The organism is Dechloromonas sp. HYN0024, assembly GCF_003441615.1.
Classification (GTDB): Bacteria; Pseudomonadota; Gammaproteobacteria; order Burkholderiales; family Rhodocyclaceae; genus Azonexus.
Genome location: NZ_CP031842.1, coordinates 2,636,661 through 2,660,142 on the forward strand (window position 1 = coordinate 2,636,661; position 23,482 = coordinate 2,660,142).

The 23,482-nt window shown below is 61.0% G+C and carries 28 protein-coding genes and 1 pseudogene; 16 read left to right on the forward strand and 13 right to left on the reverse strand.

The window, feature by feature from the left end:
• Positions 1-3 precede the first annotated feature (3 nt).
• The 4 genes from HYN24_RS12640 to HYN24_RS12655 all read left to right on the forward strand — a co-directional run bounded on the left by HYN24_RS12640 (position 4) and on the right by HYN24_RS12655 (position 3,607).
• A complete protein-coding gene (locus HYN24_RS12640; RefSeq protein WP_117609579.1) occupies positions 4-702 on the forward strand; it encodes an ABC transporter ATP-binding protein in 699 nt (232 codons plus the stop codon).
• Positions 689-1,897 (forward strand): ABC transporter permease, encoded by a 1,209-nt coding sequence (locus HYN24_RS12645; RefSeq protein WP_117609580.1) that lies wholly within the window; start codon positions 689-691, stop codon positions 1,895-1,897. The genes HYN24_RS12640 and HYN24_RS12645 overlap by 14 nt, the downstream gene beginning before the upstream one ends.
• Positions 1,898-1,909: 12 nt before the next feature.
• Positions 1,910-3,109 carry an ABC transporter permease gene (locus HYN24_RS12650; protein WP_117609581.1) on the forward strand — a complete coding sequence of 400 codons (1,200 nt, stop codon included), beginning with the start codon at positions 1,910-1,912 and terminating at the stop codon, positions 3,107-3,109.
• 78 nt (positions 3,110-3,187) lie between these two features.
• Positions 3,188-3,607 carry a MaoC family dehydratase gene (locus HYN24_RS12655; RefSeq protein WP_117609582.1) on the forward strand — a complete coding sequence of 140 codons (420 nt, stop codon included), beginning with the start codon at positions 3,188-3,190 and terminating at the stop codon, positions 3,605-3,607.
• An 85-nt stretch (positions 3,608-3,692) separates the two neighbouring features.
• Here the strand turns inward: HYN24_RS12655 and HYN24_RS12660 are convergent, their stop codons facing one another.
• Positions 3,693-4,892, reverse strand: a complete 1,200-nt coding sequence (locus HYN24_RS12660) for a pseudouridine synthase (protein WP_240327673.1) — start codon at positions 4,890-4,892, stop codon at positions 3,693-3,695.
• The gene (locus HYN24_RS12665) at positions 4,889-5,233 is read right to left on the reverse strand and encodes an FKBP-type peptidyl-prolyl cis-trans isomerase (protein WP_117609583.1); all 345 of its coding nucleotides are present in this window, start codon (positions 5,231-5,233) and stop codon (positions 4,889-4,891) included. The genes HYN24_RS12660 and HYN24_RS12665 overlap by 4 nt, the downstream gene beginning before the upstream one ends.
• Before the next feature lie 129 nt (positions 5,234-5,362).
• On the opposite strand from HYN24_RS12665, the gene rplU reads away from it, so the two are divergent.
• The 5 genes from rplU to HYN24_RS12690 all read left to right on the forward strand — a co-directional run bounded on the left by rplU (position 5,363) and on the right by HYN24_RS12690 (position 9,065).
• A complete protein-coding gene (gene rplU, locus HYN24_RS12670) occupies positions 5,363-5,674 on the forward strand; it encodes a 50S ribosomal protein L21 (RefSeq protein WP_117609584.1) in 312 nt (103 codons plus the stop codon).
• Positions 5,675-5,691: 17 nt separating this feature from the next.
• The gene (gene rpmA / locus HYN24_RS12675; RefSeq protein WP_117609585.1) at positions 5,692-5,955 is read left to right on the forward strand and encodes a 50S ribosomal protein L27; all 264 of its coding nucleotides are present in this window, start codon (positions 5,692-5,694) and stop codon (positions 5,953-5,955) included.
• 104 nt (positions 5,956-6,059) lie between these two features.
• On the forward strand, positions 6,060-7,133 hold the full coding sequence (cgtA, locus tag HYN24_RS12680) for an Obg family GTPase CgtA (protein ID WP_117609586.1): 1,074 nt from the start codon (positions 6,060-6,062) through the stop codon (positions 7,131-7,133).
• Positions 7,133-8,254, forward strand: a complete 1,122-nt coding sequence (gene proB, locus HYN24_RS12685; protein WP_117609587.1) for a glutamate 5-kinase — start codon at positions 7,133-7,135, stop codon at positions 8,252-8,254. The genes cgtA and proB overlap by 1 nt, the downstream gene beginning before the upstream one ends.
• 139 nt (positions 8,255-8,393) lie before the next feature.
• Positions 8,394-9,065, forward strand: coding sequence for a recombinase family protein (locus HYN24_RS12690; RefSeq protein ID WP_117609588.1), 672 nt, complete (start codon positions 8,394-8,396; stop codon positions 9,063-9,065).
• 55 nt (positions 9,066-9,120) lie between these two features.
• Here HYN24_RS12690 and HYN24_RS12695 read toward each other — a convergent pair whose 3' ends face one another.
• From HYN24_RS12695 to HYN24_RS12725, 8 genes and pseudogenes are all read right to left on the reverse strand, one after another.
• A complete protein-coding gene (locus tag HYN24_RS12695; RefSeq protein WP_117609589.1) occupies positions 9,121-10,215 on the reverse strand; it encodes a porin in 1,095 nt (364 codons plus the stop codon).
• Between the two features lie 201 nt (positions 10,216-10,416).
• Positions 10,417-10,749: a nucleotidyltransferase family protein gene (locus HYN24_RS12700; RefSeq protein WP_117609590.1), complete on the reverse strand. Its 333-nt coding sequence runs from the start codon at positions 10,747-10,749 to the stop codon at positions 10,417-10,419.
• The gene (locus HYN24_RS16190; protein ID WP_240327786.1) at positions 10,749-11,195 is read right to left on the reverse strand and encodes a nucleotidyltransferase substrate binding protein; all 447 of its coding nucleotides are present in this window, start codon (positions 11,193-11,195) and stop codon (positions 10,749-10,751) included. The genes HYN24_RS12700 and HYN24_RS16190 overlap by 1 nt, the downstream gene beginning before the upstream one ends.
• Positions 11,175-11,957, reverse strand: a pseudogene (trpC, locus tag HYN24_RS16195) (indole-3-glycerol phosphate synthase TrpC); the annotation flags it as partial. The pseudogene trpC and the gene HYN24_RS16190, both read right to left, overlap by 21 nt.
• The gene (locus tag HYN24_RS12710) at positions 11,954-12,214 is read right to left on the reverse strand and encodes a Txe/YoeB family addiction module toxin (protein ID WP_117609592.1); all 261 of its coding nucleotides are present in this window, start codon (positions 12,212-12,214) and stop codon (positions 11,954-11,956) included. The pseudogene trpC and the gene HYN24_RS12710, both read right to left, overlap by 4 nt.
• Positions 12,204-12,455, reverse strand: a complete 252-nt coding sequence (locus HYN24_RS12715; protein WP_240327787.1) for a type II toxin-antitoxin system prevent-host-death family antitoxin — start codon at positions 12,453-12,455, stop codon at positions 12,204-12,206. Before HYN24_RS12715 ends, HYN24_RS12710 begins: the two co-directional genes overlap by 11 nt.
• A gap of 57 nt (positions 12,456-12,512) precedes the next feature.
• Complete coding sequence (gene trpD / locus HYN24_RS12720) at positions 12,513-13,541, reverse strand: anthranilate phosphoribosyltransferase (RefSeq protein WP_117609594.1); 1,029 nt, start codon at positions 13,539-13,541, stop codon at positions 12,513-12,515.
• Positions 13,538-14,110 carry an aminodeoxychorismate/anthranilate synthase component II gene (locus tag HYN24_RS12725; RefSeq protein ID WP_117610382.1) on the reverse strand — a complete coding sequence of 191 codons (573 nt, stop codon included), beginning with the start codon at positions 14,108-14,110 and terminating at the stop codon, positions 13,538-13,540. The genes trpD and HYN24_RS12725 overlap by 4 nt, the downstream gene beginning before the upstream one ends.
• Before the next feature lie 236 nt (positions 14,111-14,346).
• On the opposite strand from HYN24_RS12725, the gene HYN24_RS12730 reads away from it, so the two are divergent.
• The 5 genes from HYN24_RS12730 (at position 14,347) to HYN24_RS12750 (ending at position 18,251) form a co-directional block, all read left to right on the forward strand.
• On the forward strand, positions 14,347-14,640 hold the full coding sequence (locus HYN24_RS12730; protein WP_117609595.1) for an ADP-ribosyl-(dinitrogen reductase) hydrolase: 294 nt from the start codon (positions 14,347-14,349) through the stop codon (positions 14,638-14,640).
• Positions 14,630-14,965, forward strand: a complete 336-nt coding sequence (locus tag HYN24_RS12735) for a hypothetical protein (RefSeq protein WP_205421389.1) — start codon at positions 14,630-14,632, stop codon at positions 14,963-14,965. Before HYN24_RS12730 ends, HYN24_RS12735 begins: the two co-directional genes overlap by 11 nt.
• A gap of 145 nt (positions 14,966-15,110) precedes the next feature.
• Positions 15,111-16,121 carry a glycosyltransferase family 2 protein gene (locus HYN24_RS12740; protein WP_117609597.1) on the forward strand — a complete coding sequence of 337 codons (1,011 nt, stop codon included), beginning with the start codon at positions 15,111-15,113 and terminating at the stop codon, positions 16,119-16,121.
• The gene (locus tag HYN24_RS12745) at positions 16,118-17,581 is read left to right on the forward strand and encodes a glycosyltransferase family 39 protein (protein WP_162888731.1); all 1,464 of its coding nucleotides are present in this window, start codon (positions 16,118-16,120) and stop codon (positions 17,579-17,581) included. The genes HYN24_RS12740 and HYN24_RS12745 overlap by 4 nt, the downstream gene beginning before the upstream one ends.
• Positions 17,562-18,251: a phosphatase PAP2 family protein gene (locus HYN24_RS12750; protein ID WP_162888732.1), complete on the forward strand. Its 690-nt coding sequence runs from the start codon at positions 17,562-17,564 to the stop codon at positions 18,249-18,251. The genes HYN24_RS12745 and HYN24_RS12750 overlap by 20 nt, the downstream gene beginning before the upstream one ends.
• A 68-nt stretch (positions 18,252-18,319) precedes the next feature.
• Here HYN24_RS12750 and trpE read toward each other — a convergent pair whose 3' ends face one another.
• The 3 genes from trpE to rpe all read right to left on the reverse strand — a co-directional run bounded on the left by trpE (position 18,320) and on the right by rpe (position 21,311).
• Positions 18,320-19,795 carry an anthranilate synthase component I gene (gene trpE / locus HYN24_RS12755; RefSeq protein ID WP_117609600.1) on the reverse strand — a complete coding sequence of 492 codons (1,476 nt, stop codon included), beginning with the start codon at positions 19,793-19,795 and terminating at the stop codon, positions 18,320-18,322.
• 122 nt (positions 19,796-19,917) lie between these two features.
• Complete coding sequence (locus HYN24_RS12760; protein WP_117609601.1) at positions 19,918-20,598, reverse strand: phosphoglycolate phosphatase; 681 nt, start codon at positions 20,596-20,598, stop codon at positions 19,918-19,920.
• 11 nt (positions 20,599-20,609) lie between these two features.
• The gene (gene rpe / locus HYN24_RS12765; protein WP_117609602.1) at positions 20,610-21,311 is read right to left on the reverse strand and encodes a ribulose-phosphate 3-epimerase; all 702 of its coding nucleotides are present in this window, start codon (positions 21,309-21,311) and stop codon (positions 20,610-20,612) included.
• A gap of 40 nt (positions 21,312-21,351) precedes the next feature.
• Here rpe and apaG point away from each other — a divergent pair, with 40 nt between their 5' ends.
• Both apaG and HYN24_RS12775 read left to right on the forward strand, forming a co-directional pair.
• Complete coding sequence (apaG, locus tag HYN24_RS12770) at positions 21,352-21,735, forward strand: Co2+/Mg2+ efflux protein ApaG (protein ID WP_117609603.1); 384 nt, start codon at positions 21,352-21,354, stop codon at positions 21,733-21,735.
• A gap of 72 nt (positions 21,736-21,807) precedes the next feature.
• On the forward strand, positions 21,808-23,481 hold the full coding sequence (locus HYN24_RS12775; protein WP_117609604.1) for an ExeA family protein: 1,674 nt from the start codon (positions 21,808-21,810) through the stop codon (positions 23,479-23,481).
• Position 23,482 lies beyond the last annotated feature (1 nt).

Here is a 23,482-nt window from a genome sequence, read left to right on the forward strand (position 1 = left end):
CGCATGCCGCTGATCGAACTCTCCGGCATTGAACGCCGCTTCCTGCTCGGCGACACCACGGTCAATGCCCTGGCCGGGTTGAATCTGCAGATCGAAGCCGGTGAATACGTCGCCATCATGGGACCATCCGGCTCCGGCAAATCAACTTTGCTCAACCTCCTCGGCCTGCTCGACCGCCCCAATGAAGGCAGCTACAAACTTGAAGGGCGCGACGTCACCACCCTCTCACCGGACGAACAGGCCACCGTGCGCAGCACGCGGATCGGCTTTGTTTTCCAGAGCTTTCACCTGGTGCCCCGTCTGTCGGCCGCCGAGAACATCGCCCTGCCCATGATGCTGGCCGGCATTGCCGCCAGCGAGCGCAAGACGCGGGTCACCCAGGCACTCAAGGATTTCGGCCTGGAGAACCGGGCCGACCATAAGCCAGACCAGCTTTCCGGCGGTCAGCGCCAGCGTGTCGCCATCGCCCGCGCCACCATCATGCAGCCGGCCCTGATTCTGGCTGACGAACCGACCGGCAACCTTGACCGTCATACCGGCGAAGAAGTCGTCAACCTGCTTGAAGCCCTTAACGCCAAGGGTGTCACCCTGATTGTCGTCACCCACGACCAGAGCATGGGTGCCCGTGCCGGTCGCCAGCTGGTCATGGAAGACGGGCGGCTGCAGCACGACAGCAGGCAAAGCGCCCATGCGCCTGGCTGACACCCTGCGCTTCGCCCGCGATGCGGCGACCGGCTACCCGATGCGGACGACGCTGTCGGTGCTCGCCATGTCGATTGGCGTCGCCGCCGTCGTCATCCTCACGGCACTTGGGGACGGAGCGCGGCGCTACGTCGTCGGCCAGTTTTCCTCGCTCGGCACCAACCTCGTCATCGTCCTTCCCGGCCGCTCGGGGACTGGCGGCTTCAACCCGGCCAACGCCATCACCAGCACACCACGCGACCTGACGGTCGACGATGCGGGCAGCCTGCGCCGCCTGCCCGGGGCCCGCCGCGTCGCCCCGCTCGCCGTCGGCACCTCGGAAATCAGCTTCGGTGGCAAGCTACGTGAAGTCATGGTGGCCGGCACCACCGCCGAATTCATTCCCATCCGCAACTTCGAGATCGCCCAGGGTCAGGGCCTGCCGGAGGAGGACTGGAGCCGGGGCACCTCAGTCGCCGTGATTGGCGCCAAGATTCGCGACGAGCTATTCGGCATCAATCCGGCCGTCGGCCAACTGGTCCGGGTGGGCGACCGTCGCCTGCGTGTGATCGGCGTCCTCAAATCGACCGGCCAGGGGCTGGGCATGAACACCGACGAACTGGTCATCATCCCCGTCTCACTGGCCCAGGCCATGTTCAATTCGAACACCCTGTTCCGCATCATGATTGAAGCCAACAGCCGCGATGCCATCCCCGGCGTCAAGGCGCAGGCGATGGACTTGTTCAAGCAGCGCCATCGCGGCGAGGAGGATGTCACGGTGATCACCCAGGATGCCGTACTCGCCACCTTCGACAAGCTGCTCGGCGCGCTGACCCTTGGCGTCGCCGGCATTGCCGCGATCAGTCTGGCCGTTGCCGGCATTCTGGTCATGAACGTCATGCTCGTCGCCGTCACCCAGCGTACCGGTGAAATCGGCCTGCTCAAGGCGCTTGGCGCCAGCGCCAAAACCATACGCCTGGCCTTTCTGGCCGAAGCCTCGATGCTCTCCGCCGTCGGCGCCCTGGTCGGCTATCTGCTCGGTCAGTTGGGCGCCTTTGCGCTGCGCCAGTTTTTCCCGGTGTTTCCGGCCTATCCACCGGACTGGGCGGTGATTGCCGGGCTGAGCACGGCGCTTGCCACTGGCCTGCTCTTCGGCGTCATGCCGGCGCGGCGTGCCGCCCAGCTTGATCCGGTGCAAGCCTTGATGAAGCACTGATGACCAACTGAGATGCTCGCTACCGACGCCCTCCAGCTCGCCGTACGCGCCATTACCGCGCAGCGCCTGCGCAGCTTCCTGACCCTGCTCGGTATCGCCGTCGGCATCGCGGCGGTGATCCTCCTCACCTCCATCGGCGAAGGCATCCACCGCTTCGTGCTGGGCGAATTCACCCAGTTTGGCACAAATGTGATCACCGTCGCCCCCGGCAAAACCAAAACCGGTGGCGCACCCTCCGGTTTGCCATCGAGCGCCCGCCCGCTGTCGCTCGACGATGCCAAATCCCTCGAACGCCTCCCTCATGTCGTGGCCGTCACTCCCAATGCCCGCGGCAATGCCGAAGTCGGGGGGAATGGGCGAACCCGTCGCACGCTGGTCTATGGGGTCAATTTCAGATTGCCGCAGATTTTCAAGTCGTCGGTACAAAGCGGCCAGTTCCTCCCGGCTGATGACGAAGGCAGTGCCCGCGCCTTTGTGGTGCTCGGCGCAAAGCTCAAAACCGAGCTGTTCGGCAGCGACAACCCGCTCGGCCAGCGCCTGCGCATTGGCGGCCTGCATTTCCGGATCATCGGTGTGCTCGCCCCCAAAGGACAGTTCCTCGGCATCGACCTCGACGACACCGCCTTCATTCCCACCGCCCGCGCCCAGGAGCTGTTCAACCGCGAGGGCGTTGATGAAATCAATATCGCCGCAGAAGAAGGCGTCTCGTCCGCCATCGTCGCCAGCCGCGTCAAGGCCCAACTGATCGAGCGTCATGGCCGCGAGGACTTCACCATCGTGACGCAGGAAGACATGCTGAAAACGCTGTCCAATATTCTCAACGTACTGACCATGGCGGTCGGCGCGCTGGGGGGAATTTCGCTGCTGGTCGGCGGTGTCGGCATCGTCACCATCATGACCATCGCCGTTACTGAACGAACCAGTGAAATCGGCCTGCTCGTCGCGCTGGGGGCCCGGCGGCGCACCATCCTCGCCCTCTTTCTTGGCGAAGCCGTGGCGCTCTCCGCACTGGGCGGCATCTTCGGCCTGATTCTCGGCATCGGCCTCGCCCAGCTCATCCATGTCGCCCTGCCTGCCCTGCCGGTTCATACGCCGCTCAGCTTCGTCCTGCTCGCCGAAGGCATCGCCATCGCCATCGGTCTCGCGGCCGGCGTGCTGCCCGCCCGCAATGCCGCACGCCTTGACCCGGTCGACGCTCTGCGCACAGAATAGCGAGCCGGTTTCTACCATACGCTAACGTATGTTAGAGTGCCGTTTCGAATTTCAATAAACCACACAAGGAGCCCAGCCATGGCGTATCACATCGACGAACTGCAACCCGGCATGTCTGCCAGCACGTCCAAGACCGTCACCGAAACCGACATCATCCTGTTCGCCGGCATTTCGACCGACGTCAATCCTGCCCACCTCGACGAGGAATACTGCAAGGGGACGATGTTCGGCACCCGTATCGCCCACGGCATGCTGTCGGCCGGCTTCATCTCCGCCACCCTGGCCAACAAGCTGCCCGGACCCGGCACCATCTACCTGTCGCAGACCCTCAAGTTCAAGGCCCCGGTCAAGCCGGGCGATACCGTCACCGCCACCGTCACCGTCCGTGAAGTGAACGTCGCCAAGAACCGCGTCATTCTCGACACCGTGTGCACGGTTGCCGGCAAGACCGTCATCGAAGGCGAATGCGTCATGATGCCGCCGGTGCGCGCCGCCTGATCGTCACCAAAGCCTCATAAAAAAACGCCGGCCCGGTTAATCCCGGCCGGCGTTTTGTTTTTTGCGACTCAGCGAAAAGTCCGACTCAGAAAGCCTCGTCTGCCCGCAAAAAGCGCCACTGACCAAGCTCCAGATCGCCCAGCTTGACGCGGCCGATGCGCACCCGCTTCAAGCCGATAACGCGCAAGCCGACCAGTTCGCACATGCGACGAATCTGGCGCTTCTTGCCTTCCTTGAGGATGAAGTGCAACTGGTCCTCGTTGAGTTGCTTGACGCGCGCCAGCTTCAAGGCTTGGCCGTCGAGTTCGAGGCCATGATTGAGGAGGTCGAGGCCACCCTTGATCATCTCGCCAGCCACCCGCACCAGGTATTCCTTCTCGGCCTGGCTATCGTCGCCGATCAGCTTCTTGGCCACCCGACCATCCTGCGTCAGGACGAGGAGACCGGTCGAATCGATATCGAGGCGGCCCGCCGGAGCCAGACTGCGCAACATCCACGGCTTGAACTCGGGGTCACCCGACTGGCGCAACTGATTGTCCGGCGTGATCAGCGTGATCGCCGGCGTGAAGCCCGGCTCCGGCTGACCGGAGACATAACCGACCGGCTTGTTGAGCAACACCGTAACCTGCTTGGCCTGATCGAACTTGGCCTCTTTCGAAATCGCCACCTCGGCATTCGGATCTATGCGCGAACCCAGTTCGCTGACCCGCTCGCCATCGACAAAGACCCAGCCGCGTTCGATCCACAGATCGGCCTCGCGGCGCGAACACATGCCACGCTCCGACATCACTTTCGACAGGCGCACCCCGTCCGGCGGCGGACCTTCGCGCACCACGGGCGGACGCGGCACGGGAGCCGGCCGGTCGACCGGTGCCGGGCGCGACGGTCTTTCCCGCGTCATGTCCGGCAAGACCGGCGCGACCTTCGGGGCAATCGGCTTGCGCAGCGACGATCCGCCGCGCAGCGGCAGCTTGTTGGGAGCGCGTGGCGTTGGCTTGGCCGAGCGACGAACGCCCAGCGTGCCTTCCGGCAAGGTAACTTCGCCCGGCTCCGAAACAGGTGCGGCAACCGGCACTTCGACACGACGAGCCCGGGCCGGCACGGCATCGGAGGATTTCTTGGCCGGCCGCTTTTCCGGGGCTGCCTTACCCCAAGGGTTCTCGGACTTTTCCCGCGAATCGTCTTGGGGCGTGGCCTCGCGCCGAATTTCCTTTTTCGGCTCAGCTTCAGCCGCGGGGGCCTCGGGCTTGCGCCACTTGGCCCACGGATCGTCGGAAGCGCTCATCGCAGACCGAGGAGTTCAACCTCGAAAACCAGGGTCGCATTCGGCGGAATGACGCCGCCAGCGCCACGCGCGCCGTAACCCAGATGCGGCGGGATGGTCAGCTTGCGGGTGCCGCCAATCTTCATGCCCTGGACGCCTTCGTCCCAGCCGCCGATAACCTGACGCATGCCGAGGGAAAACTCGAAGGGGTCGTTGCGATCCTTGCTCGAATCGAACTTGCTGCCATTGGTCAGCCAGCCGGTGTAGTGCACGGTGACCTGCTGGCCTGCCTTGGCCTCGGCGCCTTCGCCGACGACGGTATCTTCATAGACCAGCCCGGAGGCGGTGGTGACTTCAGCCATGGGGAACTCCTTTTTTCAAAGACGGGCAGTTTACCACACCCCCACGACAAGGCTTTGACTTGTCAGAGAATTTCCGTATAATGCGCGGTTCTTTGTAGCACCCTTTGTATTATTTTCGGAGTCCAACCCATGTATGCGGTCATAAAAACCGGCGGTAAGCAGTATCGCGTTACCAATGGTCTAAAACTTAAAGTAGAACAGATACCGGCAGACGTTGGCGCAGAAGTTACCCTTGACCAGGTCCTGATGGCAGGCGAAGGCGAGTCGGTAAAGATCGGCGCTCCCTTCCTTGCTGGCGCCACCGTCAAAGCCACCGTGATTTCCCACGGCCGCCACGACAAGGTCAAGATCTTCAAGATGCGTCGTCGTAAGCACTACCAGAAGCATCAAGGCCATCGTCAGAACTACACCGAATTGCGCATCGACGCGATCGCGGCCTAAGTTCAAGGAGCTAATAAATGGCACACAAGAAAGCAGGCGGTAGTTCACGTAACGGCCGCGACTCACAAGCCCAACGACTGGGCGTCAAGCGCTACGGCGGTCAATTTATCCTGGCTGGCAACATCATTGTTCGCCAGCGCGGCACTGAATTCCACCCGGGCGACAACGTCGGCTGCGGCAAGGATCACACCCTGTTCGCACTCAAGGACGGCGTGGTTCAGTTCTCCATCAAGGGCTTGAAGAAGCGCCGCGTGGTGACCATCGTTCCGGCTGCCGAATAAATCGGCCAAGCGGAAGCAAAAGCCCCGTCCGCAGGATGGGGCTTTTTAGTTTATGCCTCCAGATTTTCTGGCGGCGATATCCCTCGCGAATGTAGAGGCGGAAAATGAAATTTATCGACGAAGCAAAAATCTACGTCAAGGCTGGCGACGGCGGTAACGGCGCGGCCACTTTCCGTCGCGAAAAATACATCCCGATGGGCGGCCCCAATGGCGGCGATGGCGGCAAGGGCGGCAGCATCTACGTCGTCGCCGACTGCAACATCAACACCCTGGTCGATTACCGCTACACCCGGAAATTCATCGGCAAGCGCGGCGAAAATGGTGGCGGCGCTGACTGTTACGGTGCCGGCGGCGACGACATCATCCTGCGCATGCCCGTCGGCACGGTCATCTCCGACCTCAACACCGGCGAAATTCTGGCCGACCTCGACGTCAACGAGAAAAAAGTTCTGATCGCCAAGGGCGGCAAGGGTGGACTCGGCAACATCCACTTCAAGTCCTCGACCAACCGCGCCCCGCGCCAGAAAACCAATGGCGACCAGGGCGAAGAACACGAACTGACGCTCGAACTGCGCGTCCTTGCCGACGTCGGCCTGCTCGGCCTGCCCAATGCCGGCAAGAGCACGCTGATCCGCGCCGTCTCCTCGGCTCGCCCGAAGGTCGCCGACTACCCCTTCACGACGCTCCACCCCAACCTCGGCGTGGTTCGTGTCGATGCTGAAAAGAGCTTCGTCATGGCCGACGTGCCCGGCCTCATTGAAGGCGCTGCCGACGGCGCCGGCCTCGGCATCCGCTTTCTCAAGCACCTGCAGCGGACACGCATCCTGTTGCACCTCGTCGATATTGCACCGATCGACCCGGACGCCAATCCGGTACGCGATGCCAAAGCCATTGTTGGCGAACTGATCAAGCACGACCCGGCGCTGGCCGACAAGCCGCGCTGGTTGATCCTCAACAAGCTCGACCTGATCCCCGAAGAAGACCGCGAAAAGACCGTCAAGGACTTCCTCAAGGCCTACAAGAAGGCAACCAAGTACGACGGCCCGGTTTTCCCCATCACCGCCATCAGCGGCGAGGGCACCAAGCCCCTGATCTACGCCATCCAAGAGGCGCTGGAGCAGATGGCCAAGCCGGAAGTGCCCGACGACGAAGACGAAGACGCCGACACGGAAGAATGATGAGTACGACACGCCTCGCCTCTGCCAAACGCCTCGTCGTCAAAGTCGGCTCGGCGCTCGTCACCAACAACGGGGCCGGGCTCGACCTCGCTGCCATTGAAGACTGGGCCCGCCAGATCGCTGTCCTGCGCCAGCAAGGCAAGGAAGTCGTGCTCGTCTCCTCCGGCGCCATCGCCTGCGGCATGCAGCGTCTGGGGTGGGCCAAGCGACCGAAGAGCGTGCATGAACTACAGGCTGCTGCCGCCGTTGGCCAGATGGGTCTGGCGCAGGTTTATGAAGGCGCTTTCGCCAAGCACGGCCTGCACACCGCGCAGATCCTGCTCACCCACGACGACCTGGCCGACCGCAAGCGTTACCTGAATGCCCGGTCGACGATGACGACCCTGCTTGAACTCGGTGTCGTGCCGATCATCAACGAGAACGACACCGTCGTCACCGACGAAATCAAGTTCGGCGACAACGACACCCTGGGCGCCCTCGTCGCCAACCTCATCGAAGCCGATGCCTTGATCATCCTGACCGACCAGATCGGCCTGTTCACCGCCGACCCGCGCAAGGACCCAAGCGCCACGCTGATCAGCGAAGCCACGGCCGGCGATGAGTCACTCGAAGCCATGGCCGGCGGCGCTGGCACCCGCATCGGCACGGGTGGCATGATCACCAAGGTCATCGCCGCCAAACGTGCCGCCCGAAGCGGTGCCCACACCGCCATCGCCAGCGGCCGCGAAACCGACCCGATCATCCGCCTGGCGGCTGGCGAAGCCGTCGGCACCCTGCTCGTCTCGCAAACCCAGCCCCTCGCTGCCCGCAAACAGTGGCTGGCCGACCACCTGCAACTGGCCGGCCGCCTTCACCTCGACGATGGCGCGGTCACCGCCCTCAAAGTCGGAAAAAGCCTGCTCCCCATCGGCGTCACTGCCGCCGAGGGCGAATTCGAACGCGGCTCGGCCGTCGCCTGCATCTCACCCGACGGCAAGGAAGTCGCCCGTGGCTTGTGTAACTACGGCAGCGGTGAAGCCCGGCTGATTACGCGTAAATCGACCGCCGAAATCGAAGCCATCCTCGGTTACGTGGATGAACCTGAGTTCATTCATCGCGACAACCTGATCCTGTTTAGCTGATCTAAATTGTTAACGACAAAACGGGCGCCGAGGCGCCCGTTTTTCATTGTCTTACACTTGCTTAGAAACGATAGGTAACGCCGACAGGCTTGGATACACATAGGACGAACGTCCTCCCTGATCGCCAAACGGAGTCATCATGCAGAATCATCAGTTCGTTGCTTACTACCGGGTCAGCACTCTCAAGCAGGGCCAGAGCGGCTTGGGTCTGGAGGCACAGCAGGCATCAGTGGCCGCGTATCTCAAAGGAGCGGCATCGGGGCTGATCGGGGAATTCACCGAGACTGAAACCGGCAAGGGTGCCAACGCCCTTGAAACCCGACCCCAACTACGGGCCGCGCTTGATTTGTGCCGCAAGCACAAGGCGACCCTGATCATCGCCAAGCTAGATCGACTGGCCCGGAATGTTCATTTCGTGACGGGGCTTCTGGAAAGCGGTTGTGATTTCGTAGCGGCTGACATGCCCCAAGCGAACAAAGTCATGATTCAGATACACGCGGTCATGAGCGAATGGGAGCGCGACCAGATTTCATCGAGAACGAAAGCGGCACTGGCCGCAGCCAAGGCCCGTGGCGTCGTTTTAGGGGCAACAGCAAGGGCGAACCTCAAGCGAAATCATGAAGAGCGCCAGCAAGCGGCAAATGCGTTTGCCGGGCATCTATCTGGAGTGGTGCGAGGGTTCGTTGCTTGCGGGCTGACACAGCGACAGATGGTCAGCGAGTTGAATCAACTGGGGATCACGGCAGCCAGAGGTGGCACGTGGTCATTGGCGCAAGTTCAGCGGTTGCTGAAACGGATCGAGAAAATTTGAGGCATAAAAAAACGGGGCCGAAGCCCCGTTTCTGTTCCAACTGGATTTAACCAGATTAGAAGGCGTGACGCAGACCCAGAGCGTAGGTGTTCTGATCAAGACCTTGAGCAGCAGCATTGCTCTGAACACGCTTAGCAGCAACGCCAGCGTAAGCAGTCGTACGCTTGGACAGCGAGTAGGTAGCAGCAACGGTAGCGGCAGAGACGTTGTCTTCAACAGCCGTGGACTTCACAGCGGTGTGACCGTATTCAGCGATGAGAGCAACCTTAGCACTGACCGGAACGGTAGCGGAAACCAGCCACAGACTATCAGAGCCGGTGACGCCATCCTGCTTCGCGCGCTGGTACTGAGCTTGCAGCTTGGCAACGCCGAAGTCGTAACCGGCGCGGAGACCCCATTCTTTGATGTTGTCTTGAGCCAGCGAGGCCGAGGTGGTCGGCGTGGTCACCTTGGTGTAGATCGCGCCAGCGGTGATCGGGCCATTGTCGTAGCTAGCAGATACCAGATCGCCGTGCCAATCGCTGTTACCAAGCGTGGTGGAAGCAGCAGTGCCAGCACCTTCGGTAACACGAGCGTGGTTGTAAGCAACGGTCACACCACCGAAGGACGGCGAGATGTAGGCAACAGCGTTAGACTGACGGCCGCCGGTCAAAGCGGAGATCAGGTGGGTAGCGGCATTGCCTTGAAGGCCACCAGTACCACCAACGGCGCTGTTCATGTGAGCAACGCCCAGACCGGTAGAGCCACCAAGAGCAGAACCGGCGATCGTGAAGTCAAGACCGGTGGTCTGCAGGTGACCAGCGACAGCCGTACCAAAACCGCCGGTCAGACCAACCATTTGCTGACGAGCAACAGCAGAAGAGGTGGTGCTGTAGCCAACCGGATTGGAACCGTCGATGCCCAGACCGTATTCCAGAACGAACAGAGCCTTCAGGCCGTTACCCAGATCTTCAACGCCCTTGAAACCGATGCGCGAGGTCGAGAGGGTGCCGGAATTGACGCCGTATTGGGTTTGACGACCAGCGTTACCCAGGTAAGACGTGCCGGAAACGGATGCATCAGCAATACCGTAGATGGTGACGTTGGTTTGTGCGAAAGCGGCGGTAGAGGCCAGAGCGGCAACAGCCAGAGCAATAATCTTCTTTTGCATCAGAAAATCTCCTTAGTGGTTAGTTTTTAATCCGGCAGTCAAGCCGAACTAAGCTTTACCTCTCGGATCGAGAAGTTGGCAATGATTGTGGCAAAGAGGGCTATCCCCTAGCAACCAGCGATTGGCATGTTGCACCGTTTATCCGCAACTATGTTGTTTTGACGCAACAACCAAGTCCTCCGCAAGTGGCCCCGCCGAAACTCAGCGCCCTTGGGGTAGAAGCCAGGCCAGACCGACACGGGCAATATGATCAATCAATGCCGGATTGTCGATTTCGTGACGCAGAAGCACATCAATCTTCCAGGGTAGCAACAGGTCATCCAGCCGATTTTCCAGTTCCAGGCGACGTCTCATGCCGAGTTCAGGGGCATCCAGGCACAAATCGATATCAGACCCCGGACGGTAGTTTCCCTTGGCGCGCGAACCAAAGACGGTGACATTTATCACCTCCGGGTAGTCGCTCAGAACAGCAACGATCTGTTCCCGCGCCCTCATGGGCAGGCCGAAAGCGTCGCTATGCCCACTTTCCAGCATTACTGCCCGCCGATTTGCTGCATGCGTCGCTCAAACTTGACGAGCAGGGCGTGGTATTGCCCGATGACGGCCCCGACGATGGCTTCGGCTATGGCCTGATTGTAGGTATGCGATGACTGATTGCGGCTCTTGATCATCGCCATCCAGCCATCGCCGTCCTCAACCAGACCTTTGGCGTAGGCTTCACGGGTCGCATCACGGGAGCCGGCAATGGCGGCATTGCCTTGCCAATGGAAAAAGTCTTTCATGACGTTCCAGGCGAGTTCATGAGTGAACTCGAAGGCCTGGATCACGCCTTGCTGCTCTAGAGGACTCAGGGCGCGCTGAGCAGCGAGTTCCACGGCGTCCGACAAGCGCTGCAATGCTTGCGAATAATTGCTGAGACGTTGCAACCAGCGCACATCCTGCTCGGACGAAGATACGGCAAACAACCTCGCTAGCTCCACACCCGGCTCCGGCGCGCGCATGAACGCTTCCCCGACGAGGAAGGCGCCAACCCTATTTTGGCGCATCAGGGCAACGTCTTGCGGGGTGACGATGCCGCTTTCGGTGACGACGATCTTGTCGGCGGGAATGCGCGCCAGCAGACCGAGCGTGGTGTCGAGCGTAACGTCAAATGTGCGAAGGTTGCGGTTGTTGATGCCGAGCAGCGGGGTTTTGAGGTGCAGGGCGGCATCGAGTTCCTCACCGTTGTGCACCTCAACCAGCACGGCCATGCCGTAGGCAAAGGCTTGCGCTTCAAGCGCCTGCATTTGTTGCAGGGTCAGCGCGGCGGCGATGAGCAGGATGGCATCGGCCCCCATCGCACGGGCTTCAGCCACCTGGTAGGCGTCGACCATGAAGTCCTTGCGCAGCACAGGCAGGGTGCAGGCGGCACGGGCAGCCTTGAGATATTCGGGGCAGCCCTGGAAGTACTCGCGGTCGGTCAGCACCGACAGACAGGCAGCGCCGTATTGCTCATAGCTGCGCGCGATGTCGGCCGGTTGAAAGTCGGGCCGGATGACGCCCTTGGAGGGGCTGGCCTTTTTGATTTCGGCAATGATGCCGGCTTTGCCTTGGGCGATCTTGGCACGGATGGCGCCAACGAAGTCACGCGGAGCCGGCTGCGCGGCAGCCTCCGCCTCGACCACGGCAAGCGGTTTGACGGCCAGCGCAGCAGCGATTTCTTGGTGCTTGGTGGCGATGATTTTGTTGAGGATGTCGCTCATGATTGGTAGTGGTAGCGGCACTGGACTATTACGAGGCAACCATCATCGATGGTGTAGACAAGGCGATGTTCCTCATCAATGCGTCGCGACCAGAAACCGGAAAAGTTATGTCGCAAAGGCTCGGGCTTGCCGATGCCTTCAAAGGGAGACCGCTGGATATCCTTGATCAGCGTATGGATTCGCTTGGTCGTTGCCTTGTCGGCCTGTTGCCAGAACAGGTAATCCGCCCAGGCAAGATCAGCGAATTTAATCGGCATCGAGCGGGAGGGTTTTGGTGCTTCCACCACCTGAGCGCACCTCTGCAATGGCATCGATCAAACGCTGGGCATTGGCCGGGCTGCGCAGCAGATAGGCCGTTTCCTCGAGGGCGTTGAAATCGTCAAGCGACATCATGACCACCGGCTTGCCTTGCTGACGGGTAATCAGCAGCGGCGCGCGGTCATCATTGACGCGGTCCATCACATTGGCGAAATTCTGGCGGGTGTAGCTGTAAGTCATTGTATCCACGGGGTACTCCTTGTACAAAAATAAGTACAATTGAACTTTAGCACCATGTCAGGCATTCGCCAATTTTTGTGTGCATTCGACAAACTGAGCCAGCTTGGCACGGGCCGCACCGGAGGCAATGGCCTCCCGCGCCTTGGCGATGCCGGCGCCAATGCTGTCGGCGACATTGGCGACATAAAGGGCTGCACCAGCGTTCAGACAGACAATTTCACGCGCCGCCCCCGGCTTGTTGTCGAGCGCACCGAGCATCATCGCCTTCGACTCCTCGGCACTGGCAACGCTCAGGTTGCGCAGGGACATCATCTGCAGACCGAAATCTTCGGGGTGTACTTCATATTCGGAGACTTCGCCATTTTTCAACTCACCGACCAGAGTGGCGGCACCGAGAGAAATTTCGTCGAGATTGTCGCGACCATGCACAACCAGGACACGCTCGGCCCCCAGACGCTGCATGACGCGCACCTGAATACCGACCAGATCGGGGTGAAAGACGCCCATCAGGGTATTAGGTGCCGCCGCCGGGTTGGTCAGCGGGCCGAGGATGTTGAACAGGGTGCGGATACCCATTTCACGGCGCACCGGAGCAACGTGCTTCATCGCGCTATGGTGGTTCGGCGCAAACATGAAACCGATGCCGCAGGCCTCGATACAGGTGGCAACCCGCTCGGGCGACAGCATGATATTGGCGCCCAGCGCCTCCAGCACGTCGGCACTGCCCGAACTGGACGACACGCTGCGCCCGCCGTGCTTGGCCACCTTGGCCCCTGCCGCCGCAGCGGCAAAGATCGAGGTGGTCGAAATATTGAAGCTATGGGCCGAGTCGCCACCAGTGCCGACGATGTCGACAAAGCGGTTGTCGTAGGGGACCTTGACTGGCGTCGCCAGCTCGCGCATGACGCTGGCGGCGGCCGCTATTTCGCCCACAGTTTCCTTCTTGACGCGCAGCCCGGCGATGATAGCGGCGATCATGACCGGCGAGACTTCGCCGCCCATGATCTGGCGCATCAGGGAGACCATTTCGTCATGAAAAATTTCGCGGTGTTCGATGACACGCTGGAGAGCAGCTTGCGGGGTCATTGCTTGAATTCGTCCAGGAAGTTCTTGAGAAGATCGTGACCGCGTTCGGTCAGGATGGATTCGGGATGGAACTGCACGCCTTCGACGGCCAGCGTCTTGTGGCGCACACCCATGATTTCGCCATCGTCAGTCCAGGCGGTGACATCAAGGCAATCGGGCAGCGAGGCACGCTCGATGGCCAGCGAGTGATAGCGGGTGCAGGTCAGCGGATTGGGCAGCCCCTTGAAGACGCCAACATCCTTGTGGTGCACTGGCGAAACCTTGCCGTGCATGAGCTGCTTGGCGTGGACAATCTTGCCGCCGAATGCTTCGCCGATGGCCTGATGGCCGAGACAGACGCCGAGCAGGGGTATCTTGCCGGCAAACTCACGGATCGCCGCCAGCGAAATACCAGCCTGAGCCGGCGCGCAGGGGCCGGGCGAGATGACCAGATACTCGGGCTTAAGGCGGGCTATTTCATCAAGCGTGATGGCGTCATTGCGAAAAACCTGTACGTCCTGCCCCAACTCGCCGAAGTACTGGACGATGTTGTAGGTAAAGCTATCGTAATTGTCGATCATTAGCAGCATAAATTCTTCTTCCCCACCGCGGTCAAGCCACGGTTCGCTCGGTTCGTGCACGAAACGGCCATTGTCTCGCAGATTCTTCGCTCGATAAACCCTTAGCTCATTGAGAAGGCAGAAAAGCTTTGTCGCGAAAAGCGCTTCGGCCCATAATATTCCAATGGTATATTTTGTAGTAGCGCATTCGGCCAGAGGGACCAAGGCGCCAAAACGATTTGCGCAAAACAGGGTTTGTATATACAATGAAAATCGATATTTCTGATCGTGTTCTGGAAAAACTGAACACCAAACACGGCGGCGTAACCCTTGACGAGTTACGCCAATGTTTTGCCAACCGAAACGGTGAGTATGCAATCGATGACCGGGAAGATCATTTGACCAACCCGCTGACGCGCTGGTTTATTGCCGAAACGAATTTCGGTCGAAAACTAAAGATATGTTTCATCCCCTTCCCTGATCGGGTTGAACTGAAAACTGCGTACGAACCCAGCGCTGGAGAAATCGCACTTTATGGAAAATACGACAATGACCAATAAAATTCCCGGCACGCCCGAAGCTTGGGAAAATGGCCCGCTGGGGAAAGATGCGGCCTACGCCGAAAAACACCTGGAGACCGAGGCTGAACAAAGCGTGATCGATGAAGCCTTTGGTTTGAAGGCGATTTCCATCCGTCTGGAAACCGAATTGATCGCCTCGTACAAGGCAGTGGCCAAGCATTACGGCATGGGATACCAACCGCTCATGCGACAGGCCCTACACCGCTTTATCGACAGCGAACTGAAAAAAATCGCTCTCGATGCCATGCAAAAGGATGCGCCATCCCGGGAAATCGAGTTCCCGAGCCTATCCAAGGCTGCTTGAGACAAGCCACCTTCGGGTGGCTTTTTGTTGCAGGCTGTTGATTCATTGCTTATTTCACCAGCACTGACGTCTATATTAAAGACCCGCCACGCCGCCCTCGGGGTGCTTTTGGATTAAAATGCGCGCTTTCCCGCCGGATTCACCCATGAGCGCCGAACTTACGATTGCCCCGCACAGCCTGTCCATCGTCGTCCCGTTTTATAACGAGGAAGACAACATCGCCCCCCTGGTCAAGCGCGTGCATGAGGCGCTGGTTGGTTACGACCATCCATGGGAACTGGTACTGGTTGATGACGGCAGTAGCGACGCCACCGTTGATCGCGCCGTCCAGTGTTCGCGTGAATATGGGCCGCACGTCCGCGTCGTCGAATTGACCCGCAACTTCAAGCAGACGGCAGCCATGCAGGCCGGCATCGACGCCGCGCGCGGCGACGTGATCGTCACCATGGACGGCGACTTGCAGAACGACCCGGTGGACATTCCGCGCATGGTGGCCCGCCTGATCAACGAAGATCTTGATCTGGTTGCCGGCTGGCGGCAGAACCGCCAGGATGGGCTGATCCTGCGCAAGATTCCATCGAAAATCGCCAACAAGCTGATTGCCCGGATGACCGGCGTTCACCTGCGCGACTACGGCTGCAGCCTCAAGGCTTTCCGCGGCAGCGTCATCAAGAGTGTGCGCCTGTACGGCGAAATGCACCGCTTTATCCCCGCCTGGCTTGCCACGGTAACGACGCCGCGCCGCATCGCCCAGGAGCCGACGACGCACCATGCACGCACGGCCGGGGTGTCGAAATACGGCATTTCGCGTACTTTCCGGGTCATTCTCGATTTGATCGCCGTCTATTTCTTCATGCGCTTCCGCGCCCGCCCCGGCCATTTCTTCGGCGGCATCGGCCTTGGCCTGACAGCACTTTCCGGCCTGATCATGACCTGGCTGGCCTGGGTCAAATTCGGCCTCGGCGAGAACATCGGCGGTCGCCCGCTGCTCATCGTCGGTATCGGTACCCTGATTGCCGGCATTCACTTCATCACGACCGGCGTACTGTCCGAACTGCTAGCCCGCATCTACTTCGAGTCGGGCACCATCCGCTCCTACTCGGCCCGCCCCGAGCGCGCACTGGCGGCTGATGAAGGCTGGCATAAATCGGCGTGAACCTCGCGGAGGCTAACCGCAACAGCCATGTCAAATGGCTGTTTGCCCTGACCGCCGCGCTGCTGGCCTGGCGCTTCTGGCTTCTGCCCAATCTGGGCATCACGCTCTACGTCGATGAAGCGCAATACTGGACCTGGGCGCAGCATCTCGACTGGGGCTATTTCTCCAAACCGCCCGGCGTTGCGGCGCTGATCTGGCTGTCCACGGCGCTGTTTGGCGACGGCATGATCGGCGTCAAGGCGCTGTCCATGCTCTGCTACCCGCTGGCGGCTGCCGCTTGCTGGGCTATCGCCTGCCGCCTCTACGACAAACGCGTGGCCTTCTGGTCGGCCGTGGCCGTTCTCACCCTGCCGATTTTTTCCTGGCTCGGCCTGTTCGTCTCCACCGATGCGCTGCTCACGCTGCTCTGGGCGCTCGCCCTATGGGCTTTCCTGCGTGCGCTGGATTCCGACAAGTGGGCCGACTGGCTGCTGCTCGGGCTGATCTGCGGCCTGGGCCTGCTCTCCAAATACACCATGGCGGCCTGCCTCGGCGCCGCTTTCCTTTATTTGCTGGCCTTCCACCGGCCGCGCCTGGCCTCGGCCAAGCCCTGGCTGACAGCGGCTCTGGCCCTGCTCATGCTGTCGCCCAATATCGTCTGGAACATCAATCACGATTTCCCGACCCTAAAACACACTGCCGACATCACGCTGAACCGGCAATCCGGCGGTGGCCTGGCCTCTCTGGGCGAATTCTGGGCAGCACAGTGGATCGCCTTCGGCCCTGTCCTCGGCAGCATTTTCCTGCTCCTCTTGCTGCGCGTCCGCGAAAGCTGGAACGACGAACGGACACGCCTCCTGCTCTGGTTCGCCCTGCCGCTGTGGGCCGTCGTCTCAATGCAGGCCCTGAAGAGCAGCGCCAATGCCAACTGGGCGGCCCCCGCCTTTGCCCCGGCCGTGATTGCAGCCGTCGCCTGGCTGCTCCAGCGCGAAAAGAAAAAGCTCCTGATCGCCGGCCTCGCCCTCAACCTGCTGCTCGTCGGCCTGCTCTATCACTGGCCGCAAATACTCGCTGCCAGCAGCCCCGACAACCAGGCCAAACTCAGCCCCTACAAGCGCGCCATGGGCTGGGATGAACTTGGCCGCCAGCTTAAGCCCATTGTGCAGGCCCACCCCGACGCCATCCTCATCGCCGACAACCGTACCTTGCTCGCCCACATGCTCTACGAGCTGCGCGATGTGCGACCGCTGGCCGCCAGTTGGAACCCATCCGGCGTCGTCAGCGACCATTACAAGCTGACCACCGACCTCCGCCCCCATGTCGGCAAGGATGTGATCCTGATCACCGACACCACACCGGGCACCGATTTCGCCCCGCGCTTCGCCGGCATGGAGCAACTGGCCAGACTCAAGGTGCCACTCGACGCGCAAACCAGCCGAAACATGGATGTTTACCTGCTGCATGCCTTCAAGGGTTATTGAGCTCCGCATTGCCGGCGTCGTGTTTGCGCTGCTCGCGGTGCTCTTTGTTGCATTCCCGGAGATCGACCTGGCGACCAGCGGCCATTTTTATAAAGACGGCCGCTGGGCCTTTTCCGATGGCAACTGGCCCCTGTTCGAACTTCTCTACCGTGGCACACCGCGCGCCGGACAGGTCTTGCTGATCATTCTCACGGGCGGACTGCTGCTCGGCACATTCAAACGTCTGCCCTGGCTGCAGGCGCGGCGGACGACCTTGGGCTTCCTGCTGGCCGCAGCGCTGCTCGGGCCAGTACTGCTCGTCGATGCCACGCTCAAGGATGGCTGGCACCGCGCCCGCCCGACGACCGTGACGGAATTCGGTGGGCCGCTCAAATTCACCCCGGCTTTCATGCTGAGCGACCAGTGCGTCAAGAATTGTTCCTTCGTCAGTGGCCACGTCGCCACCGCCGCCTTCGTCATGGCCTTCGGCTGGCTGGCCACCCCGGCTGTGCGCCGACGCTGGCTGTTGACCAGCCTGGCCACTGCCAGCCTGCTCGCCTTGGTACGCCTGACGGCTGGAGGACATTTCCTGTCCGACACCCTCTTTGCGTGGTTCGCGACCTATTTCAGCCTGTGGCTGACGGAGTGGATTTTCCGGCGCCTGAAATGGCTGCCGCCCGTTACTGACTAAGTATCGTCATTGCTGACACAAAAAACCGCCGAAATTGGCGGTTTTTTGTGTCCAGGCAGGCAAGGATATCAATCGACTCGCGTATCCAGCCCCTGCTCGGCCAGTTCGGCGGCGCGCAGCACGGCGCGGGCCTTGTTGCGGGTTTCTTCCCATTCCGAGTGCGGATCGGAGTCGGCGACGATGCCGGCACCGGCCTGGACGTACAGCTGCTTGTTTTTGACGACGGCCGTGCGGATGGCGATGGCGATATCCATGTCGCCATGGAAACCGAGGTAGCCGACGGCGCCGGCGTAGATGCCACGCTTGACCGGCTCCAGTTCATCGATGATTTCCATGGCCCGAACCTTGGGGGCACCGGAAACAGTACCGGCGGGAAAAGTTGCTTTCAGCACGTCGAGCGCATCGAGCCCCGGTTGCAGGCGGCCTTCAACATTGGAGACGATGTGCATGACGTGCGAGTAACGCTCGACGATCATGTTTTCGGTGAGTTTGACACTGCCGACCTTGGCGACGCGGCCACAGTCGTTGCGGCCGAGGTCGAGCAACTGGGTGTGCTCGGCGCGCTCCTTTTCATCGGCAAGCAGTTCGCTGGCCAGGGCGGCATCCTCTTCCGGAGAAGCACCGCGTTTGCGGGTGCCGGCGATTGGGCGGACGGTGACGCGGTCGCCTTCGAGACGGACGAGAATTTCCGGCGAGGCGCCGACGACATGAAAATCCTCGAAATCGAAGTAGAACATGTAGGGCGACGGATTGAGGCTCCGCAGGGTGCGATAGAGCGCCAGCGGGGTGGCCCCAAAGGGCTTGGTCATGCGCTGCGAGAGGACGACCTGCATGACGTCGCCTTCGGTGATGTAGTCCTTGGCCTTGAGTACAGCCTTCTTGAAAGCAGCCTCACCAAACACCGAAACGGCCGGCTCGGAGTGGACCGGCTTTTCGCTCGGGATGACCACCGGCGTGCGTAGTTTGGCGAGAAGCTCCATGAGCCGCGCCCGCGCTTTCTGATATGCGCCGGGGAAGCTCGGCTCGGCGAAGACGACCAGGGTGAGCTTGCCGGAGAGGTTGTCGACGACGGCGATTTCTTCGGAGAGGAGCAGGCCGATATCCGGCGTACCGATGTCGTCCGGCTTGTGGGTGCGCGTCAGCTTGGTTTCGACGTAACGGATGGTGTCGTAGCCGAAGCAGCCGACCAGTCCACCGCAGAAGCGCGGCAGGCCAGCCTGGGGTGCGGCACGGAAACGCTGCATGAACTTGCCGATGAAATCGAGCGGATTGGTATCGTCCTCGCGCTCGGCGACACGGTTGCCGGTGAGAACCAGAACCTGATGGCCATTGACGACAATACGCGTCTGGGCGGCGAGGCCGATAATCGAGTAGCGGCCGAAACGCTCACCGCCCTGCACGGATTCAAGCAGGTAGGTGTAGGGCGCGTTGGCCAGCTTGAGGTAGATCGACAGCGGCGTGTCGAGATCGGCAAACGTTTCCAGCGTAACAGGAATACGGTTGTAGCCTTGCGCGGCAAGGGCGTTGAATTCGGTTTCAGTCATGGGGAAGCCTCGAAAATGACAGGGTGTTGCGGTCTGGAGCGGAGCGCCGCATAGGCGCGCGAAAGGAGATCAGGGGCGCCAGCGACGCCAACCTTGCCATTCGTTCCAGATGCGCAGAGTCGTCATTTTTGTGGGAGGTCTTTAAAAGTAAGTGCTTGCCGGTAAGCGGCGAGCAGATCGGATACTAGCGCATCGCAATCGGCGCTGTCCACCGGCTCACCTTCGTTGTAACCGTAGGGTACGGCATAGGCCAGACAACCGGCAGCATGGGCGGCATGAATGTCGTGTCGGGAATCACCGATATGCAGATTGCGATCCGGTCGGACACCAAACAGCCGACAGGCATGGAGAACCGGCTCGGGATGCGGCTTCTTGTGGGCCGTGGTGTCGCCGGACACCACCACATCGAAATAATCAGCCAGCCCCATGCGTTCGAGCAGCACTCCCGTGAACATGCCCGGCTTGTTGGTGACCACGCCCATCTTGAGGCCGCTGGCTTGCCAGGCTTGCAAGCCGTCGATCACGCCCGGATAAATCCGGGTGAATTTCCCGTTAACCGCCGCATAGTGACGCTTGAAGGATTCGATCGCCGCGTGCCGTTGGTCATCGCTCGGCGGCTGCTCATGGGTCAGGCAGCGCTCAACCAGCACGGCCATGCCCTTGCCGACAAAACTGTGCACCTCGGCGAGCGACCGTGGCCGGGCGCCGACTTCGTCGAGCATCAGGCGGCAGGCCTCGGCCAGATCGGCAATGGTGTCGAGGAGGGTGCCATCGAGGTCGAAGGTGACGGACTGAAACTGCACTGGGTTTGCCCTCAGACCTTCGCCAATTCAGTGCGCAGTGCGCCAATGATAGTGTCGTAGCGATGCGGGTCGCTGTCCTTGCCGGCACCATAGACGGCCGAACCGGCGACGAAGGCGTCGACGCCGGCACGGGCGATGTCGGCGATATTGCCAACATTGACCCCGCCATCGATTTCAAGACGGATGCGCCGGCCGCTTTCCTTTTCGTAGGCATCGAGTTTGGCGCGTGCCTGGCGGGCCTTGGCCAGCGTGCCGGGGATGAACTTCTGACCGCCGAAGCCGGGATTGACGCTCATCAGCAAGATGACGTCGATCTTGTCGAGGACGTAGTCCATGTAATCGAGAGGTGTTGCCGGGTTGAAAACCAGGCCACCCAGACAACCGGCATCGCGGATCAGAGACAGGCTGCGGTCAACGTGGTCGGAGGCTTCCGGGTGGAAGGTGATGATATTGGCCCCGGCTTTGGCAAAATCGGGGATGATGCGATCTACCGGCTTGACCATCAGATGGACATCGATCGGCGCCGTGGTACACGGACGAATGGCCTCGCAGACGAGCGGACCGATGGTCAGGTTGGGAACGTAATGGTTGTCCATCACGTCAAAGTGAATCCAGTCGGCGCCGGAAGCGATGACGTTGGCCACCTCTTCGCCCAGCTTGGCGAAATTGGCGGACAGAATGCTCGGCGCGATGACGTAATCTTTGGCTGACATGATGTTTCCCTGAACAAGAACAGATAGACGAAATTATCCCATGCCCGACACCGACAAGTACCAAATCGACATTCAACCCATGCCGCAGTTCATCCCGGAGCAGTCTGACCCGGATAACAGCCGCTACATCTTTGCCTACACCATCACCATCAAAAATATCGGCAGCGTGCCGGCGCAACTGGTTTCGCGCCACTGGATCATCACCGACGGCAACAATGATGTGCAGGAAGTTCGCGGCCTCGGCGTCGTTGGCAAGCAGCCGTTGCTCCAGCCTGGCGAGAGTTTTCGCTATACCAGCGGCTCGTCACTGACCACGCCGATCGGCACGATGAAAGGCACTTACCAGATGGTGGCCGAGGATGGCACCCATTTTGACGCGGAGATCCCCGAATTCGTCCTGGCCAGCCCACGCGCCCTGCACTAAGGACTGCCGTGAATTGAGCGGAACCCGATAGAATATTTGCCTCTATAGCGCACTCATCTGGATATTTCCCCCATGTACAAGGATTACTTCCGGCTTGGCGAGATGCCATTCTCGATTGTGCCGGACCCGCGCTTCCTGTTCATGAGCAACCGCCACCGCGAAGCGCTGGCCCATCTGCTCTACGGCATCCAGGGAGAAGGCGGCATCGTGTTGCTCACCGGCGAGGTCGGTACCGGCAAGACCACCATCTGCCGGAGCATGCTCGAACAGTTGCCGGACAATATCGACATCGCGTTCATCCTCAATCCCCTGATGAGCGCCGAAGAGCTGCTGCAGACCATCTGCGAGGAGTATCACATCGCCGTCACGGCCGAGCGGCCCGGCATCAAGGCCTATGTAGACGCCATCCATCACTGGCTGCTTGAAGCCAATGCGCGGGACCGGCGAGCCATCCTGATCATCGACGAAGCGCAGAATCTCAACCCGCTGGTGCTTGAACAACTGCGCCTGCTGACCAATCTCGAAACCAATAGCCGCAAGTTGATGCAGATCATCCTGATCGGTCAGCCGGAACTGCAGGAGATGCTGTCCCGACCGGAAATGCGCCAGGTCGCCCAGCGGGTGATTGCCCGTTACCACCTGACCCAGCTCGCGCCGGAAGAGGTCCGCGCCTATGTCGGACATCGCCTGCGCGTTTCCGGCGCGGCTCAGGTCATTTTCCCCGATGCCCTGTGCAAGAAACTGCATCAAGCCACCGGCGGGGTACCACGCCTGATCAACCTGGTTTGTGACCGGGCGCTCCTCGGCACTTACGTTCAGGCCAGACAGCAGGTCAATGCCGCCACCCTGCGCCAGGCGATTCGCGAGGTAATCGCAGCGCATCAGCCATCCCGCCATCCCTGGCGGACGATAGTTGCCACCGTGCTGGTTATCGGGCTGGCCGGTATCGCTGCCACTACACCACCGGTCAACGAGGCGATCAGCGCCTGGCTGGCCCCGCCCCCCATCCCCGAGCCGGTTGCACCGCCGCCACCTCCGGCCGAGCCACCAAAGACGGAAGTCCCACCTCAGGCTACGGCGAGCAGTCTTGCGGCAAACCAGAGCAAGAGCGATGCCGGGCCACTGAAAAGCATCGACTGGCCGGAGCGGATGGCCCGGACGGAAAGTGAGCGGCTCGCCTTTCAGGCCCTCTTTGACCGCAATGGCATCAATGCCCTCGGCTCGCCTCGCGGCGGCAACTGCCGGCTGGCCGAAACCCAAGGCCTGCGGTGTTACGCAGCGCGGGGCGGCATCACCGATCTTCGCCTGCTCGACCACCCGGCACTGATCCGCCTGACCGACGCCAGTCGCCGGGACTATGCGGCAACGCTGGTGGCGCTCGAGCCGCACACCGCCACCCTGCTGATCGGTGGCGAAGAGCGCCGGGTCGCACTGGCCGACCTTGCCGACGCCTGGTCCGGCAATTTCATCGTGCTCTGGAAAGCGCCGGCCGGCTTCGGCGAACAACTGGCTCCGGGCCAGCATGGGCCGGCAATCCCTTGGCTGCGCCAGGTCATGAGCAAGGTCGACGGCATTGCCGACAATGGCTCCGATGTTTTCGACCCGGAGCTGGCCCGGCGCGTTCGTGCCTTTCAACTGGCCGAAGGCATCCGCCCCGATGGCTATGTCGGTCCGGTCACCGCCATCCGTATCAGCGCCCGCAGCACGCCGGCCGGGCCGCGCCTGATCAACCAGCGGGAGGGCTGAG